Here is a 15,383-nt window from a genome sequence, read left to right on the forward strand (position 1 = left end):
TTCATGAGCGACAACACCCATCCCGACACCGCCCGCCTCATGGAGCAGATCCTGTACGAGGTCAAGCGCGTGGTGGTCGGGCAGGACCGTTTTCTGGAACGCGTGATGGTGGCGCTGCTGTCGGGTGGGCACCTGCTCGTGGAAGGTGTGCCAGGGCTGGCCAAGACGCTGACGGTGAAGACCCTCGCCAATGTCGTGCAGGGGCGCTTCAAGCGCATCCAGTTCACGCCCGACCTGGTGCCGGCCGACCTCGTGGGCACTCGCATCTACAACCAGAAGACCGGCGACTTCTCGACCGCGCTGGGCCCGGTGTTTGCCAACCTGTTGCTGGCCGACGAGATCAACCGCGCGCCGGCCAAGGTGCAGAGCGCGCTGCTGGAGGTGATGCAGGAGCGGCAGGTCACGATCGCGGGCGAGACACACCGCGTGCCAGAACCCTTCCTCGTGATGGCGACGCAGAACCCGATCGAGACCGAAGGTACCTACCCGCTGCCCGAAGCGCAGGTCGACCGCTTCATGATGAAGGTGCTGGTCGAGTACCCGACCGACGAGGAGGAATACGTCATCGTCGAACGCGTCACCGGTCCGGCGGTGCAGGTCAACGCCGTGGCCACGACCGAGCAGCTGGCCGCGCTGCAGGCGCTGTGCCGCGAGGTCTATGTCGACCCCTCGCTGGTGCAGTACGCGGTCAAGCTGGTGTCGGCCACCCGCACGCCCGACAAGCATGGCCTGAAGGACACGGCAAGGCTCATCACCTACGGAGCCAGCCCGCGCGCGACCATTGGCCTGGTCGAAGGCGCACGCGCCCTGGCCCTGCTGCGCGGTCGCAGCTACGCGCTGCCGGAGGACATGATGGATCTGGTGCCCGATGTGCTGCGCCACCGCGTGGTGCTGTCGTACGAGGCGCTGTCCGAAGGCCTCACCAGCGAGGCGCTGGTCCACCGCATCATGAAGGCGGTTCCACCCCCGGCACGGCCGCTGGACCACGAGAGAAAAGCAGCCTGAACGGAGCACCACCATGCTGCTGAGCCTGTTCAAACGCCGAACCGCCGATCCACCGGTCGCTCCCGTCGTGGGAGACCAGGGCCGCACAGAGGCATTGCTGCGCCGGCTGGAATGGACCGTGATCAAGCGGCTCGACGGTCTGCTGCAGGGCGATCACCGCACGCTGATGCGCGGCACCGGTCTGGACCTGGCCGACCTGCGGGAGTACCAGCACCACGACGACGTGCGCCACATCGACTGGAACGTCACCGCGCGGCTGCAGCAACCGCATGTGCGGGTGTTCACCGAAGACCGCGAGATGGCGGCCTGGTTCCTGCTTGACCTCAGCGCCTCGGTGGACTTCGGCTCGGGCGAGCGCCGCAAGCGGGAGGTGCTGCAGGCGTTCGCGGGTGTGCTCGCTCGGCTCATCAGCCGCCATGGCAACCGCGTCGGTGCGATGCTGTACGGCTCGCGCGGCGCGGCCGCGGTCGACGCGGTGCTGCCGGCGCGCGGTGGTCGGCTGCAGGTGCTGCGTCTGTTGAACATGTTGAACACCCCCGTCGCGCTGCGCGCGACCCCCTCAAGGGGGCGACACCAGCCGTCCGGCAAAGCCGGCCCGGCGGTGTCCTCGGCGAATGCAGGGCCCAAGGCATCCGCGCAAGCGGTCGGCGGTACTACGCGGCTGTCGGACCTGCTGCGCGCCGCAGCCCACACGGTGCGCCAGCGCAGCACGGTGTTTGTGGTGTCCGACTTCATCAGCGAACCGGGCTGGGAAAAGCCGCTCGGTGAACTCGCACGGCGACACGACGTGGTCGCGGTGCGTCTGGTCGATCCGCTCGAGCTGGAACTGCCCGATCTGGGTCTGCTGACGATCCGGGACGCCGAGTCCGGCGAACAGCTGTTGGTCGACACCCACGACAAGGGCTTCCGGCAACGCTTCGCCCGCATTGCGGCGCAACGCGAGGCGCAGTTGCTGGAGTCGCTGGGAAGGTCCGGTGTCGACACGCTGGAGCTGTCGACCGACGACGACCTGGCCGAGGCGATCCTGCGTTTCGTGGCGCTGCGACAGCGGCGGGTCCAGCGGCGTGTGGTGCCGGCCGGCCTGCGCCCCGCCCACATGTCCGGGGAGGCTGCATGAACGCGCTGCCGCTCAACTTCCTGTGGCCGCAGTTCCTCTGGCTGCTGGCGGCGCTGCCAGTGTTGCTGCTGCTGTACTGGTGGCTGCTGCACCGCCGCCGCAAGACGGCGCTGCGCTACGCCAGCCTGTCCATCGTGCGCGAGGCCATGGGCCGGGCGCCGAACTGGCGGCGCCACATCCCGCCGTTTCTGTTGCTGCTGGCCCTGGCGGCGATGTTGCTGGCCGCGGCACGCCCGGTGGCGACCATCACGCTGCCCTCGAGCCAGCAGACCATCATCCTGGCGATGGACGTTTCGGGAAGCATGCGCGCGACCGATGTGCAGCCCAACCGGCTGGTGGCTTCGCAGAACGCGGCCAAGGCCTTCCTCAAGGACCTGCCGCGCCATGTGCGCGTGGGCATCGTCGCGTTTGCCGGGTCGGCCCAGGTGGTGCAGCCGGTCACGCTCAGCCGTGAAGACCTCAACGCTGCCATCGACAAGTTCCAGATGCAGCGCGCCACCGCGATCGGCAGCGCCATCGTGGTCGCGCTGTCCGAGCTGTTCCCGGGCCAGGTCGATCTGGCCAGCGTGACCTACGGCCGAGGCAACAACGATCCGTTCGCGCCGCCGGGCAGGGCGATCGACCAGCCGAAGACCGAGAAGAAGCCGCTGGAGCCGGTGCCGCCCGGGTCGTACAACTCGGCTGCGATCATCCTGCTGACCGACGGACAGCGCACCACCGGCGTCGATACGGCGGAGGCAGCGAAGATGGCGGCCGACCGGGGCGTGCGGGTCTACACCGTCGGCATCGGCACGGTCGATGGCGAAGTGATCGGCTTCGAGGGCTGGTCGATGCGCGTCCGGCTGGACGAAGACACCCTCAAGAACGTCGCCCGCGAGACCAAGGGCGAGTACTTCTACGCCGGCACGGCCGACAACCTCAAGCAGGTCTACCAGTCGCTGAGCACGCGGCTGACGGTCGAGAAGAAGGAGACTGAAATCTCGGGCCTGCTGGCGCTGGCGGCGGCGGTGCTGGTGCTGCTGTCGGCGGGGCTTTCCCTGTTCTGGTTCCACCGGGTACTGTGACCCGCACCGGACCGTCGTCACCAGTCCCTGACCTTTGTCAACGCCGGGGCCATTCGGCCCGGCACAATCGGCGCCCATGAACAACAAGGTGGTCGTTGCCGGTGGTGGCATCGGTGGGCTGGCGACTGCGCTGGCTCTCTCGCGTGCCGGTGTGGAAGTGGACCTGCTGGAGCAGGCGTCCGCCTTCGGCGAGGTGGGGGCGGGCCTGCAGCTCGGTCCCAACGCTGTGCGGGTGCTCGACGCCTGGGGCCTGATCGACGAGCTGCACGCCTGTGCCGCCTTCCCCGAGTCGCTGCAGGTGCGCGATGCACACCACTCGAACACCCTGGGCCAGCTGCGCCTGGGGGCGCTCAGCAGGGCCCATTACGGGCAGCCCTACGCGACCATCTACCGCGTCGACCTGCATGCGCTGCTGCTGGAGGCCGTCCGGCATGAACCGCGCGTTCGCCTGCACCTGGACACGCGGCTGGCCGGCTACGAAGAGGCTGGCAATGGCGTGCGCGTGACCTGCGAGAACGACAAGGTGTTCGAGGTGGGCGCCCTGGTGGGGGCCGACGGCCTTTGGAGCCGGGTGCGGCAGGAGATGCTGGGCGCACAGCCGGCGCGGGTGAGCGGCCATCTGGCCTACCGCGGCATGGTGGCGGCCGGCGACCTGCCGGGCGTGTTGCGCGATCCGGTGGTCACCGCCTGGCTCGGTCCGAAGCTGCATGTGGTGCATTACCCGGTGCGCCGGGGCGAGTGGTTCAACGTGGTGGCGGTGGTCGAGGGCATGCTCGGCCACGGCCACGGCGGACCGCCCGGCAGCGACCCCCAGAGCTGGAGCCACGAAGCCCGGCAGGCCGACCTGCTGCGCGCGCTGGGGCCGGTCTGTGCCGAACTGAAGACGATGCTGGACCAGGTCGGAGAGTGGAAGCTGTGGGCGCTCAACGACCGCCATCCGGTGGCCAGTGCAGACGAACATGCCCGCGGCCGGGTGGCGCTGCTGGGCGATGCGGCGCATCCGTTGCGGCCCTATCTGGCGCAAGGCGCGGCGATGGCGATCGAAGACGCCTGGACACTGGGCCGGCTGGCCGGTGCGGCCAATGGCGCGCCCGACTGGCCTGCGCTGTTTGCCCGTTTTGCGCAGACCCGCTGGCAGCGCAATGCGCGCGTGCAGAGCCGGTCGCAGCGCAACGGCACGATCTTCCACGCCAGCGGTCCCTTGCGCATCGCGCGCAACGCAGCCATGGCGATGCTGGGTGAATCGCTGATGGACAATCCCTGGCTGTACAGCGGTCCGCCCGATCCCCTGGCGGACTGATTCACCGTCAAGGATTCGCCACATGTTCCAGACCCGCCGTCATGCCATCGCCGCCGCCCTGGCGCTTTGCTTCAGTGCCTCCGCCGTCTTCGCCCAGACCGCCTGGCCTAGCCACCCTGTCAAGCTGGTGGTGGGTTTTCCGGCCGGGTCTTCGCCCGACCTGATGGCGCGCACCATCGCCGAGCCGCTGTCGCAGGCGCTGGGCCAGCCGGTGGTGGTCGAGAACAAGGTGGGCGCTGGTGGCAACATCGGCGCCGACGCGGTGGCCAAGGCGACCGACGACCACACCCTGGGCCTGATGATCAACGGCAACCTGACCATCGCCAAGATCCTCAACCCGGCGACGACCTACGACCCGCTCAAGGACCTGCAGCCGGTGTCGTTGCTGGCGGTCTCGCCGCTGGTGCTGGCGGTGCCGGCGGGCACGGCGGCGAGCGGCAAGGCCTTCTTCGACGAGGCGCGCGCCAGTGGCGACAAATGGAACTACGGCACGCCGGGTGTCGGGACCGTGGCGCACCTGGGCATGGAGCTGCTCAAGGGCAAGGCTGGCATGGTGCCGGTGCACGTGCCCTATCCGGGCAATCCGCAGGTGATCACGGCCCTGATCGGCGGCCAGATCCAGATGGCGCTGCTGCCGCCTGGCCTGGCGCTGACCCAGGTCAAGGCCGGAAAGCTCAAGGCCATCGGCGTCACCTCCGCCGGCCGCAGCAGCGTGGCCCCCGAACTGCCCAGCCTGGGCGAGGCGGGCGTGCAGGGTCTGCAACTGGAGATCTGGAACGCGGTCGCCGCACCGGTGGGTTTGCCCAAGGCCCATGTGCAGAAGCTGGCCACCCTGTTGGCCGAGATCGTGCGCCGTCCCGACATTCGCCAGAAGATCCTCAACCAGGGCTGGCAGGTGGCAGGCACTTCGCCCGAAGGTCTGGCCAAGCGCATCGCGGTGGACACGGCGGCCATGTCCGATGTGATTCAGAAGAACAACATCAAGGCGAATTGATTCGTCACACCCCCGCCGCGCTGCGCGCGACCCCCTCAAGGGGTCGATGCGTGTGACCCGGCGGAGCCGGTTCCACCGCATCCTGGATGAGACACGCGCTCCGGGTCAGTTCTGTGCCAGCTCAAGAAAGCTGCTCATGTCTGCGAGTTCGGCGTCCAGCGCCTGCCGGTAGGCAGCTTCCTTCGGCGCCTGTCCGCTGACGTAGCCGATCTCTGCCTGCAGCCGGCCGTCGGTCACCGACAGGTTGCCCCAGCCGATGACCTGGTCGTGCCAGAGCAGGGGCATGGCGTAGTAGCCGCGCACGCGTTTGGCGGGAGGCGTGTAGGCCTCGAAGCGGTAGGCCCAGCCCCACAGGCGTTCGAAGCGGTCGCGGTCCCAGACCACCGGGTCGAACGGTGCCAGCAGGCGCACCCGCTCTTCTGGCTTCCATCGCCGCGAGCCCGGGTCTTCGCCTTCTGGCCAGAACCAGCACACACCGTCCACTTCCGAACTCGCCAGGCGTTGCATGGCACGTTGCAGCGCGGTGCGCAACTGCCCTTTCCATTGCGGCACGGCGTGCTGGAGCATGGCCACCAGCTGGCGCAGGCCTGGTTGGGGCAGGGGCGCGTATTTGTTGACCAGCACATCGACCAGTTGGTCCAGCACGGCCGCCATGTCCTCGGGCGCGGTCTGCGGCTGGTGCGCCGCGTAAAGGCGGATGCCGCCTTCGCGCCGCGCCACGCGCAGCAGGCCACGGTAGTGCATGGCATCCAGCAGTTGCGTGCTGGCTTTGGACTGCCCGCCAAAGCCGTTGGTGGTGTGGCCGTGGGCGAAGTGCGCGTCGACCTCACGCGGGTGGGCTTCGCCCAGCGTCTGCACGAAGTGCCAGACCGCTTCGGCCTGTGCCCAGCGCTCGGCCGGCCATTCGCGCAGCGCGCTGCGCGGGTGCATCAGCGCGTGCAGCGCGGGCGTGACGAAACCGTAGTTGACGAAGAAGTCCTCTTCCACGTCGAGCGCCGCGTAGCGCCGTTCCAGGTCACCGACCCGGTAGCCCTTGACCCGGTGGCGGAGGGTCAGGTCCTGCGCCCGCGCAGGCGCGCGGATCGGATCGGCCTGCACAAAGCCCAACCGTGCGATGGCTCTGGGCAAAGTGGTCGGGGTGAAGAGGCTGCGCGCCACGGCGTGGCGGCGCAGGTCGGCAAGGGTGAGAGCAGGCATGGACGAATCATGCCGCAGGCATGTGCCGTTCGGCGCTGACCCTGGCCGGTGGGCGTCTCAGGCAGCGACGGGATCGGGCGCCGGAAAGCCGTTGCGGCCCGGGAACTCCGGCGCCAGCGCACGCGCGTTGCCCATCTTGAGCCACAGGCGGATCATCTTGCGCCGCTGCGACAGGTCGGGGTCGTCCTCGAAGGCGGTGCGCGAGTGCAGCACCGCGTAGTTGTTGGCGAACTGGATATCGCCGGGCTCCATCATCATGTCCAGCCGGATGGCGGGGTCGTGCATGACCTCGTCGAACAGATCCAGCGCCGCGATTTCCACGCGCGAGAGCGGCTGTTGCATCACCTCGTGGCCCAGTTCGAGGTACTGGCGCAGATAGCGGCAGCTGAGCTTGCCCTGGTGGTAGCTGAAGATGGGCGAGAGGCTGGGGCGCGGTTCGCACAGGTGCTCGAAGTACATCGGCCGGTAGTACAGGCCGATGAATTCCGGGTGGCGGCGCAGGATTTCGTTGTGCACCGCGGCCACGCTGACCAGGCTGCTCAGGCCGCCCTGCATCGCCTTGCGCACGCACAGCAGGCCCACCACGTCGGACGGGTCGGAGTGGTAGGGCAGGTAGAGGTTGGTCTCGTAGACGCGCGTGGTCTTCTTGGTCACGTCGCCCACGTTCATCACCGCGCCCAGCAGTTCGCCGCGCGGGTTTTGGCGCACGGGCGTTCCCATGTGCAGGCCCAGGCCGTAGTAGAGCGCATTGAGCTCGTCTTCGCTGTAACGCTCGACCGGCAGGCCGCGCAGCAGCAGGAAGCCGCGGCCGTTCTCCAGTTCGTCGGCGAAACGGGCCAGTTCCGGCGCCAGAGCGTGAATCGGGAAGTCGTCGCGGCCGAAGTCCGGGAAGCGCAGGCCGCGCGCCTTCAGTTGTGCCAGCGCCGCGTCGAACAGCGCGATGTGCTCCGGCGTGAGGTGGTGGATCCAGCGCGTGTCACCGTCGAAGTCCGGACCGCGCCAGGCAGCGGGGCCGGTGATGGGCTGGGTGCGCACGATGTCCATGGGCGTCTCCTGTGTCTTGTGCGCTGGCGCATCCGCGTCACAGGGCCGTGCGCAGCGTCCAGATCTCCGGAAACAGTACCACGTCCAGCATCTTGCGCAGGTAGCTCACGCCACCCGTGCCGCCGGTGCCGCGTTTGAAGCCGATCACGCGCTCCACCGTGGTGACGTGACGGAAGCGCCAGAGGCGGAACGCGTCTTCCAGGTCGGTGAGTTCTTCGCCGAGCTGGTAGAGGTCCCAGTGCTCCTTGGGGTTGCGGTAGACCTGCAGCCAGGCCTGTTCCACGGCGTCGCTGGCCTCGTAGGGCTGGGTCCAGTCGCGCGCGGTGTGCGACGGCGGCACGGCGATGCCACGGCGCGCCAACAGGCGCAGGCACTCGTCGTACAGCGAGGGCGCTTCGTAGGCCGCCTGCACCATGGCCGCGCGCTCCACGTGGTGCGCGTGCGGCTTGAGCATGGCGGCGTTCTTGTTGCCCATCGCGAATTCGATGCAGCGGTACTGGAAGCTCTGGAAGCCGCTCGAATGGCCCAGGTAGGGCCGGATGGCGCTGTACTCGGGCGGCGTCATGGTGGCCAGCACATCCCAGGCATGCACCAGCTGCTCCATGATCTTGGAGACGCGCGCCATCTGCTTGAACGCGGCGTTGAGTTCGTCATTGGCGATGTTGCGCACGGCCGCCGTCAGCTCGTGCAGCATCAGCTTCATCCAGAGCTCGCTGGTCTGGTGCTGCACGATGAACAGCAGCTCGTCGTGCGCAGGCGAGAGCGGCTTCTGCGCGTTCAGGATGGCGTCGAGCTGCAGGTAGTCGCCGTAGCTCATGTCGCGGCTGAAATCCAGCTGCGCCTTTTCGTCGCGCACGATGGCCTCGGTGACCGAGGCCGGGGTGCTGTCGCCGGTGTCGTGGTAGGGGCAGGTCATGGTGCGTCTCCTTCAGGTCACCGCGTGCTTGCGGTTGAATTCGGGGCGCTGCCATTCGCCGCTGTCCAGCACCTGCTTCAGGTGTTCGACCGCGTTCCACACGTCGACAAAGCCGATGTACAGCGGCGTGAAACCGAAGCGCAGGATGTCCTTGTGGCGTCCGCCGTCGCCGGCGCGGTAGTCGCCGATCACGCCGCGCGCGATCAGGGCCTGCACGATGGCGTAGGCACCTTCGTCTCTGGTCAGGCAAACCTGCGAGCCGCGTTGCGCGTGTTCGCGCGGCGTCGCCAGGCCCAGTACGTGGCCTGCGCAGCGCTCTTCGACCAGCTGGATGAACAGGTCGGTCAGCGCCAGCGACTTGGCGCGCAGCGCGGCCATGCCGCCCAGCGGTTCAGCCCCCAGCAGCGTGTCGACGCCGCACTCCAGCGCGGCCAGGCTGATCATGGGTTGTGTGCCGCACTGGTAGCGCGTGATGCCCGGCGCGGGCTGGTAGTCGGGAGTGAAGGCGAACGGCGCGGCGTGGCCCCACCAGCCGGCCAGCGGCTGCCAGAACCGCTCGGCGTGTTGCGGGTTGACCCAGACGAAAGCGGGAGCGCCCGGGCCGCCGTTGAGGTACTTGTAGCCGCAGCCGACCGAGAAGTCGGCCTTGGCCTTCTTCAGGTCCACCGGCACCGCACCCGCGCTGTGCGCCAGGTCCCACACGGTGAGGATGCCCTCGGCATGCGCGGCGGCGGTCACGGCCGCCATGTCGTGCATCGCACCGGTGCGGTAGTTGACGTGCGTGAGCATCAGGATGGCGACATCGGCCGTCAGCGCCGAGGCGATCTCTTCGGGCTCGACCAGCACCAGCTCCATGCCGTGCTGCCTGCACAGTGCCTCTGCGATGTAGAGGTCGGTCGGGAAGTTGCTGCGCTCGCTCACGATGCGCTTGCGTTGCGGGGCATCGGCGGCGGCGATGTTCATGGCGGCGGTCAGCACCTTGAACAGGTTGACCGAGGTACTGTCGGTGGCCACCACTTCACCCGGCCCTGCGCCGATCAGGCGCGCGATCTTGTCGCCCACTTTCTGCGGCAGCTGGAACCAGCCGTGCTTGTTCCAGCTCTGGATCAGGTCGGTGCCCCATTCCTGGGTCACCACCTGGGCCACACGGCCGGGTGCACTGCGTGGCATGACGCCCAGCGAGTTGCCGTCGAGATAGATGGTGTCGACCGGCAGGTTGAACTCGTCGCGCAGGTCGCGCAACGGGTCCTGAACGTCGCGTTGCAGGCAGTCTTCTCTGGTGATCATGGCGTTGTCTCCGTCGGGTTCAAAGTTCTCGAAGCACCGCGCGCACCGGGCTGGCGTCGGCGGTGATCAATTTCAGGGGCAGGGCGATCAGCTCGTAGTCGCCTTCGGGCACGTCGTCGAGCAGCAGGTTCTCCAGCACACGGAGGCCGCGCTGGCGGATGGTCTGGTGGCTGTCCAGGGACTTGCTCTCGGCCGGGTCGATGCTCGCGCTGTCGATGCCGATCAGCAACACGCCGCGGTCGGCCAGCAGCGCGACGGTCTCGGGCGCGAAGGCGGGCAGGGCGGTGTCGAAGCGGTCCTGCGGCATGCGCTCGTAGACCCGGACCAGCACCCTGGGTGGCAGCCGGTCCATGGCATGGGCGAGGTGTTCCGGCCGTACCAGCGGTCCGCAGCCGATGGCGTGGATCACGCGGCAGGGGCCGAGGAAGGCCTGCAGGTCAACCGCGCCGATGGCCGCGCCATTGGGGTCGTAGTGCAGCGGCGCGTCGGCGTGCGCGCCGACGTGCGGGCTCAACGTGATGGCGCTGACATTGACCGGGCAGCCCGGGCCAATGCTCGCGACCCATTGCTGCATGTAGGCGGTGTCGCCCGGAAACACCGGCGACGCGGCGTGCACGGGCGGGGAGATGTCCCATAGCTTTTTCATGGCGGATGAAGGTAGCACCGCGTTTTGGGCCGTGGTGTCGGTAATTTCCAACGAGAAGCAAAAATACTTGAAGCCTAAACAAAATCATCAAGAGCCAGAAAACAGGCGAGACCTTGATAAAAGCTAAATGCGAAACATTACTATTACGGTATATTGATGCCATTCCAACGCCACCGCCACCATTGCCATGCCTGAAGCCACCATGCGTCTGAACATCCCGACCGACGGGGCGGCTGTGCCACCTTCCACGTCCTGGATCGGGCTGGATGCGTGGCCGCCGCAGCGACCTGCCGAGCTGGTGGCCTTGGCGCCGGCGCGCGACGACGAGCAGGCACGCACCCTGCACCGGCTGGCCGAGATCGGTTTCCTGCCGGGTGAGGTGTTGCGGGTGGTTTCGCGCGGCTGGCTGCGGGGCGGTCCGATCGCGGTTCGTGTGGGGCAGTCGACCTTTGCCTTGCGGTCCTATGAGGCGGCGTTGCTGCGCGTGCGTGCCGCTCATCCGGAAGCCTGAGCATGGACACCGTCGCCCCCAAACTCGCGCTGCTGGGCAACCCCAACTGCGGCAAGACCGCGCTGTTCAACCTGCTGACCGGCACCCGGCAGAAGGTCGCCAACTACGCTGGCGTCACGGTCGAGCGCAAGTCGGGCTGGGTCACGACTCCCGCCGGCCATCGCGCCCAATTGCTGGACTTGCCTGGCACCTACAGCCTGGCCCCGCTGAGCCACGACGAGGTGGTCACGCGCGATGTGGTGACCGGCCGCCTCGCGGGCGAGGCGCGGCCCGACCTGCTGGTCTGCGTGGCCGATGCGACCAACTTGCAGCTGAACCTGCGGCTGGTGCTGGAGGCGCAGGCGCTGGGTCTGCCGATGGTGCTGGTGCTCAATATGTTCGACGTGGCGCAGGCGCAGGGCATGCGCATCGACCATGCGAAGCTGGGCGAACGTCTGGGCATGCCGGTGGTGACGGCGGTCAGCGTGCACGGTGACGGGGCCAAGGATCTGCTGGCCCAGCTGGACGCCTCTCTGGCGCAGGGGCTGGCCGTTGCGTCGCCAGCCGTGGCCGGCGACGTGGGGGACATCGATCCGGTCTGGCTCAACATCCGGGTGCGCGAGCTGCTGGCCGATGTGCTGCAGGTGCCGCCGCGCCGCTGGGCGCTGAGCGACCGCATCGACCGCTGGGCCATGCACCCGTTCTTCGGTTACGTGCTGCTGGCCGCCTTGCTGATGCTGATGTTCCAGGCGGTGTTCGCCTGGGCTGCCTGGCCGATGGACGCGATCGAGGCCGGCATGGGCTGGCTGGGTGAGCAGGTGTCGACCCACATGGCCGACGGACCGCTGCGCAGCCTGCTGGTCGACGGTGTGATTGCCGGGGCGGGCGGCGTGCTGGTGTTCCTGCCGCAGATCCTGATCCTGTTCTTCTTCATCTTCCTGCTCGAAGACACCGGCTACCTGCCCCGCGCAGCCTTCCTGATGGACCGGGTGATGGGTACGGTCGGCCTGTCGGGCCGTTCCTTCATTCCGCTGCTGTCGAGCTTCGCCTGTGCGGTGCCCGGCATCATGGCCACGCGCACCATCAGCCACTGGCGCGACCGCTGGCTCACCATCCTGATTGCTCCGCTCATGACCTGTTCGGCCCGGCTGCCGGTGTACGCGCTGCTGATCGCGGCCTTCATCCCGCAACGCGAGGTGGCCGGCCTGTTCAATCTGCAGGGGCTGGTGCTGTTTGGTCTGTACGTGGCGGGCATCGTCAGCGCGATGCTGGTGGCCTTCATCGTTTCGCGCCGCACGGCGGGCGGGCAGCAGACGCCACTGCTGATGGAACTGCCAGCCTATCGCCTGCCCAGCGTGCGCAACATCGCGCGCGGCCTCTGGGAGCGCGGCAACATCTTCGTCAAGCGGGTCGGCGGCATCATCCTGGCGCTGATGGTGTTGCTGTGGTTCCTCTCCAGCTACCCCGCGCCGCCCGAAGGCTTCACCGGGCCGGCGGTCGAGTACAGCGCCGCCGGTCGCCTGGGACATTTCCTGGCACCGCTGTTTGCACCGCTGGGCTTCGACTGGCGCATCGTGGTGGCGCTGATTCCGGCGATGGCAGCGCGCGAGGTCGTGGTCGCGGCGCTGGGCACGGTGTACGCGCTGAGCGCCTCCGGTGACCAGGTCGCCGAGGCGCTGGGCGGCGTGATCGGTCAACAGTGGTCGCTGCCGACGGCGCTGTCGCTGATGGTCTGGTTCATCTATGCGCCGCAGTGTGTGGCCATGCTCGCGGCCGTCAAGCGCGAGGCTGGCGGTGCGCGCCATGTGGCGATCGTCACTGCCTACCTGTTTGCCCTGGCCTACCTGGCTTCGTGGCTGACCTACCGCATCGCCTTGCACTGGAGTGCCGCATGAATGCCCAGACCCTGATCGTCGTCTTTTGTGTGCTGGCGGCCTTCGTCTACCTCGTTCGTCCGCCGGTGCGGCGCTGGCTGGCGCAGCGGGCCGCAGGTCCGGTGGCGGTTTCGGTGCGCACGGACAAAGCCGCTGGCCCCGCCTGCGGTGGCTGCAAGGGCTGCGGCAGCGCGTCCGGCGGCTGCCACTGAGCCGCCCCGGTCAGCGCTTCACAGCGGTGGCAGCGACGCCACCATCACCTTCAGCGCCCGGTCGGGCGACACGTCCGCGAACACGGCCGGGTTGGCCAGCCGCTGCTCCATCACCATCGACGGTGCCTCGGCCGCCAACTGCTCGCGCAGGAACGATTCGGGAATCTCGGGCGCGTTCAGGCAGAGCAGGGCGCGACCGCCGGGCTTGAGCAGGTCCGGCAGGCGCCGCAGCATGCGCGGCCAGTCCTTGGTCGCGACGAAGCTGCCCTTCTGGTAGCTGGGCGGGTCGGCGATCACCAGGTCGTACGGCCCCATGCGCGTGACCTTGCCCCAGGAGCTGAACAGGTCGTGCGCGAGGAACTTGGCGCCACTGTTCAAACCGTTGAGCTGGTGGTTCTGCTGACCGGTGGTCAACGCGCCTTGCGCCATGTCGATGTTCACCACTTCCTTCGCGCCGGCTTCCAGCGCCACCACCGAAAAGGCGCAGGTGTAGGCGAACAGGTTCAGCACCTTGGCGCCTTTCGCATGCGCGCGCACCCAGCGCCTGCCTTCCGCCATGTCGAGAAACAGGCCGTGGTTCTGCCCGCGCTGCAGGTTCACGCGGTATCTCGTGTCGTCTTCCGTCACCAGGTGCGGCTCGGGCACGCTGCCGGCGAGCACATTGGTCTCGCTGCGCCCTTCGCGGCGGGTCTGCAGCACCACATTCAACGGCGCCTCGGGCGGAGCGACCTGTGAATGCCGCGCCTGCAGCGCAACCGTCAGCGCGGCTATCTCTTCCGGCGTTGCTTCTCCGAACTTGGTGAGCAGCCAGACGGGTGGAAAGGCGTCGAGGTTCCAGGCTTCGCAGCCCGGATACCGCCCGCCACGGCCGTGAAAGATGCGCTGCGCATCGGTCGGCATGACAGCGCTGGCGATGGCGTCGAACAGGGCCTGCATGGATGGGTCTCAGGAAGTCGGGCGTTCGCCGATGGGTGGCAGCCCGTGGCGGCGGCGGGCCTGGCCGCAGGCGTCGCTGCCTTCTTCAAACTCGCTGCACGGGTTGGGTCGCCACTCGTAGATGCCACAAACGGCTCTTTCGCCGACCTTGCCCGAGAGTGCGGCGCAGCGTGGGCTGCCGTGGTCGGTGCCGCGCATGCGGCTGATGCTGTCGGTCACCGGTACCCACAATCCGTCAGGCACGCTGCCGCCTTCGGACTGGGTCTCGAACACCGAGAAGTCCACGCGGAAGCTGGCGCAGCAGGCGCCGCAGGACGTGCAGGCGCTCATGCCGGGGTCAGGCCAGCTTGCCCAGCAGCAGATACTCCATCAGCGCCTTCTGCACGTGCATGCGGTTCTCCGCCTCGTCCCAGACCACGCTCTGCGGTCCGTCGATGACCTCGGCAGTCACTTCCTCGCCGCGGTGGGCGGGCAAGCAGTGCATGAACAGCGCGTCGGGCTGAGCGGCGGCCATCATGGCCTCGTCCACGCGCCACTGCTTGAAGGCGGCGCGGCGCACTTCGTTCTCGGCCTCGTAGCCCATGCTGGTCCAGACGTCGGTGGTCACCAGGTCGGCGCCTTTGCAGGCTTCATTCGGGTCGCTGTAGACCTTGTAGCAGGCCGGGTTGGCAATGCCGGCCAGCTTCGCGTCCACCTCATAGCCGCTGGGCGTGCTCACGTGCACCGTGAAGCCCAGCAACTCGGCCGCCTGCAGCCAGGTGTTGGCCATGTTGTTGCCGTCGCCGACCCAGGTCACGACCTTGCCCTTGATGGCGTCCAGCGGATCGCCGCTGGCGGCCGGGCGGTGTTCGACCAGGGTGAACAGGTCGGCCAGGATCTGGCAGGGATGGAACTCGTTGGTCAGGCCGTTGATGACTGGCACGCGAGAGAACTGCGCGAACTTCTCCAGCTTGTCCTGTCCGAAGGTGCGGATCATCACGATGTCCACCATGCGGCTGATGACACGTGCGCTGTCTTCAATGGGTTCGGCCCGGCCGAGCTGGCTGTCGCCGGTGGTCAGGTGCACCACCGAGCCGCCCATCTGGTACATGCCGGCTTCGAAGCTCACACGGGTGCGCGTGCTGGCCTTCTCGAAGATCATGGCCAGGGTGCGGTCCGGGTCGGCAAAGGGCTGGTATTTTTCGACCGCCTTGAACTTGGCCTTGATGAAGGCGGCGCGGCGCAGCAGGTAGCCGTACTCGTCGGCCGAAAAATCCTTGAACTGCAGGTAGTGGCGGATGCTCATGCGGTGCGCTCCGGGC

16 protein-coding genes are annotated in these 15,383 nt (G+C 68.0%); 8 read left to right on the plus strand and 8 right to left on the minus strand.

The window, feature by feature from the left end; translation table 11 throughout:
* Nucleotides 1-3 precede the first annotated feature (3 nt).
* The 5 genes from ACLIJ1_RS11355 to ACLIJ1_RS11375 all read left to right on the plus strand — a co-directional run bounded on the left by ACLIJ1_RS11355 (nt 4) and on the right by ACLIJ1_RS11375 (nt 5,480).
* A complete protein-coding gene (locus tag ACLIJ1_RS11355; RefSeq protein ID WP_411365618.1) occupies nt 4-1,005 on the plus strand; it encodes an AAA family ATPase in 1,002 nt (333 codons plus the stop codon).
* Between the two features lie 13 nt (nt 1,006-1,018).
* Nucleotides 1,019-2,122: a DUF58 domain-containing protein gene (locus ACLIJ1_RS11360; protein WP_411365619.1), complete on the plus strand. Its 1,104-nt coding sequence runs from the start codon at nt 1,019-1,021 to the stop codon at nt 2,120-2,122.
* Nucleotides 2,119-3,186, plus strand: coding sequence for a VWA domain-containing protein (locus tag ACLIJ1_RS11365; RefSeq protein WP_411365620.1), 1,068 nt, complete (start codon nt 2,119-2,121; stop codon nt 3,184-3,186). Before ACLIJ1_RS11360 ends, ACLIJ1_RS11365 begins: the two co-directional genes overlap by 4 nt.
* Before the next feature lie 76 nt (nt 3,187-3,262).
* Complete coding sequence (locus ACLIJ1_RS11370) at nt 3,263-4,486, plus strand: FAD-dependent monooxygenase (RefSeq protein ID WP_411365621.1); 1,224 nt, start codon at nt 3,263-3,265, stop codon at nt 4,484-4,486.
* A gap of 22 nt (nt 4,487-4,508) precedes the next feature.
* Entirely contained in the window at nt 4,509-5,480 is a 972-nt protein-coding gene (locus tag ACLIJ1_RS11375; protein WP_411365622.1) for a Bug family tripartite tricarboxylate transporter substrate binding protein, read from the plus strand.
* Nucleotides 5,481-5,585: 105 nt separating this feature from the next.
* On the opposite strand, the gene ACLIJ1_RS11380 is transcribed toward ACLIJ1_RS11375, so the two are convergent.
* The 5 genes from ACLIJ1_RS11380 to kynB are packed head-to-tail and all read right to left on the minus strand — an operon-like array spanning nt 5,586 to nt 10,570.
* Complete coding sequence (locus ACLIJ1_RS11380) at nt 5,586-6,677, minus strand: DNA glycosylase AlkZ-like family protein (RefSeq protein ID WP_411365623.1); 1,092 nt, start codon at nt 6,675-6,677, stop codon at nt 5,586-5,588.
* Between the two features lie 57 nt (nt 6,678-6,734).
* The gene (locus ACLIJ1_RS11385) at nt 6,735-7,721 is read right to left on the minus strand and encodes a TauD/TfdA family dioxygenase (protein ID WP_411365624.1); all 987 of its coding nucleotides are present in this window, start codon (nt 7,719-7,721) and stop codon (nt 6,735-6,737) included.
* 37 nt (nt 7,722-7,758) lie between these two features.
* Nucleotides 7,759-8,637, minus strand: a complete 879-nt coding sequence (kynA, locus tag ACLIJ1_RS11390; RefSeq protein ID WP_411365625.1) for a tryptophan 2,3-dioxygenase — start codon at nt 8,635-8,637, stop codon at nt 7,759-7,761.
* A gap of 12 nt (nt 8,638-8,649) precedes the next feature.
* Nucleotides 8,650-9,924, minus strand: a complete 1,275-nt coding sequence (gene kynU / locus ACLIJ1_RS11395) for a kynureninase (protein WP_411365626.1) — start codon at nt 9,922-9,924, stop codon at nt 8,650-8,652.
* Between the two features lie 19 nt (nt 9,925-9,943).
* Complete coding sequence (kynB, locus tag ACLIJ1_RS11400) at nt 9,944-10,570, minus strand: arylformamidase (RefSeq protein WP_411365627.1); 627 nt, start codon at nt 10,568-10,570, stop codon at nt 9,944-9,946.
* A 187-nt stretch (nt 10,571-10,757) separates the two neighbouring features.
* On the opposite strand from kynB, the gene ACLIJ1_RS11405 reads away from it, so the two are divergent.
* The 3 genes from ACLIJ1_RS11405 to ACLIJ1_RS11415 are packed head-to-tail and all read left to right on the plus strand — an operon-like array spanning nt 10,758 to nt 13,146.
* On the plus strand, nt 10,758-11,081 hold the full coding sequence (locus ACLIJ1_RS11405) for a FeoA family protein (RefSeq protein ID WP_411365628.1): 324 nt from the start codon (nt 10,758-10,760) through the stop codon (nt 11,079-11,081).
* Nucleotides 11,082-11,083: 2 nt separating this feature from the next.
* Nucleotides 11,084-12,955 (plus strand): ferrous iron transport protein B, encoded by a 1,872-nt coding sequence (gene feoB / locus ACLIJ1_RS11410; RefSeq protein ID WP_411365629.1) that lies wholly within the window; start codon nt 11,084-11,086, stop codon nt 12,953-12,955.
* Nucleotides 12,952-13,146: a hypothetical protein gene (locus ACLIJ1_RS11415; RefSeq protein ID WP_411365630.1), complete on the plus strand. Its 195-nt coding sequence runs from the start codon at nt 12,952-12,954 to the stop codon at nt 13,144-13,146. Before feoB ends, ACLIJ1_RS11415 begins: the two co-directional genes overlap by 4 nt.
* An 18-nt stretch (nt 13,147-13,164) precedes the next feature.
* Here the strand turns inward: ACLIJ1_RS11415 and ACLIJ1_RS11420 are convergent, their stop codons facing one another.
* From ACLIJ1_RS11420 to argF, 3 genes are read right to left on the minus strand one after another with little or no spacing between them, the layout of a single operon-like run.
* The gene (locus ACLIJ1_RS11420) at nt 13,165-14,082 is read right to left on the minus strand and encodes a class I SAM-dependent methyltransferase (RefSeq protein ID WP_411365631.1); all 918 of its coding nucleotides are present in this window, start codon (nt 14,080-14,082) and stop codon (nt 13,165-13,167) included.
* Nucleotides 14,083-14,091: 9 nt separating this feature from the next.
* A complete protein-coding gene (locus tag ACLIJ1_RS11425; protein WP_411365632.1) occupies nt 14,092-14,412 on the minus strand; it encodes a YkgJ family cysteine cluster protein in 321 nt (106 codons plus the stop codon).
* Between the two features lie 7 nt (nt 14,413-14,419).
* A complete protein-coding gene (gene argF, locus ACLIJ1_RS11430) occupies nt 14,420-15,367 on the minus strand; it encodes an ornithine carbamoyltransferase (RefSeq protein ID WP_411365633.1) in 948 nt (315 codons plus the stop codon).
* Between the last annotated feature and the right edge of the window lie 16 nt (nt 15,368-15,383).

The organism is Hydrogenophaga sp. RWCD_12 (genome assembly GCF_046604225.1).
Lineage (GTDB): Bacteria > Pseudomonadota > Gammaproteobacteria > Burkholderiales > Burkholderiaceae_C > Hydrogenophaga.

Bases quoted from the DNA above. Each gene is read 5' to 3' on its own strand.
- ACLIJ1_RS11355 (WP_411365618.1), top strand. From the start codon at position 4: ATGAGCGACAACACCCATCCCGACACCGCCCGCCTCATGGAGCAGATC.
- ACLIJ1_RS11360 (WP_411365619.1), top strand. From the start codon at position 1,019: ATGCTGCTGAGCCTGTTCAAACGCCGAACCGCCGATCCACCGGTCGCT.
- ACLIJ1_RS11365 (WP_411365620.1), top strand. From the start codon at position 2,119: ATGAACGCGCTGCCGCTCAACTTCCTGTGGCCGCAGTTCCTCTGGCTG.
- ACLIJ1_RS11370 (WP_411365621.1), top strand. From the start codon at position 3,263: ATGAACAACAAGGTGGTCGTTGCCGGTGGTGGCATCGGTGGGCTGGCG.
- ACLIJ1_RS11375 (WP_411365622.1), top strand. From the start codon at position 4,509: ATGTTCCAGACCCGCCGTCATGCCATCGCCGCCGCCCTGGCGCTTTGC.
- ACLIJ1_RS11380 (WP_411365623.1), bottom strand. From the start codon at position 6,677: ATGCCTGCTCTCACCCTTGCCGACCTGCGCCGCCACGCCGTGGCGCGC.
- ACLIJ1_RS11385 (WP_411365624.1), bottom strand. From the start codon at position 7,721: ATGGACATCGTGCGCACCCAGCCCATCACCGGCCCCGCTGCCTGGCGC.
- kynA (WP_411365625.1), bottom strand. From the start codon at position 8,637: ATGACCTGCCCCTACCACGACACCGGCGACAGCACCCCGGCCTCGGTC.
- kynU (WP_411365626.1), bottom strand. From the start codon at position 9,924: ATGATCACCAGAGAAGACTGCCTGCAACGCGACGTTCAGGACCCGTTG.
- kynB (WP_411365627.1), bottom strand. From the start codon at position 10,570: ATGAAAAAGCTATGGGACATCTCCCCGCCCGTGCACGCCGCGTCGCCG.
- ACLIJ1_RS11405 (WP_411365628.1), top strand. From the start codon at position 10,758: ATGCCTGAAGCCACCATGCGTCTGAACATCCCGACCGACGGGGCGGCT.
- feoB (WP_411365629.1), top strand. From the start codon at position 11,084: ATGGACACCGTCGCCCCCAAACTCGCGCTGCTGGGCAACCCCAACTGC.
- ACLIJ1_RS11415 (WP_411365630.1), top strand. From the start codon at position 12,952: ATGAATGCCCAGACCCTGATCGTCGTCTTTTGTGTGCTGGCGGCCTTC.
- ACLIJ1_RS11420 (WP_411365631.1), bottom strand. From the start codon at position 14,082: ATGCAGGCCCTGTTCGACGCCATCGCCAGCGCTGTCATGCCGACCGAT.
- ACLIJ1_RS11425 (WP_411365632.1), bottom strand. From the start codon at position 14,412: ATGAGCGCCTGCACGTCCTGCGGCGCCTGCTGCGCCAGCTTCCGCGTG.
- argF (WP_411365633.1), bottom strand. From the start codon at position 15,367: ATGAGCATCCGCCACTACCTGCAGTTCAAGGATTTTTCGGCCGACGAG.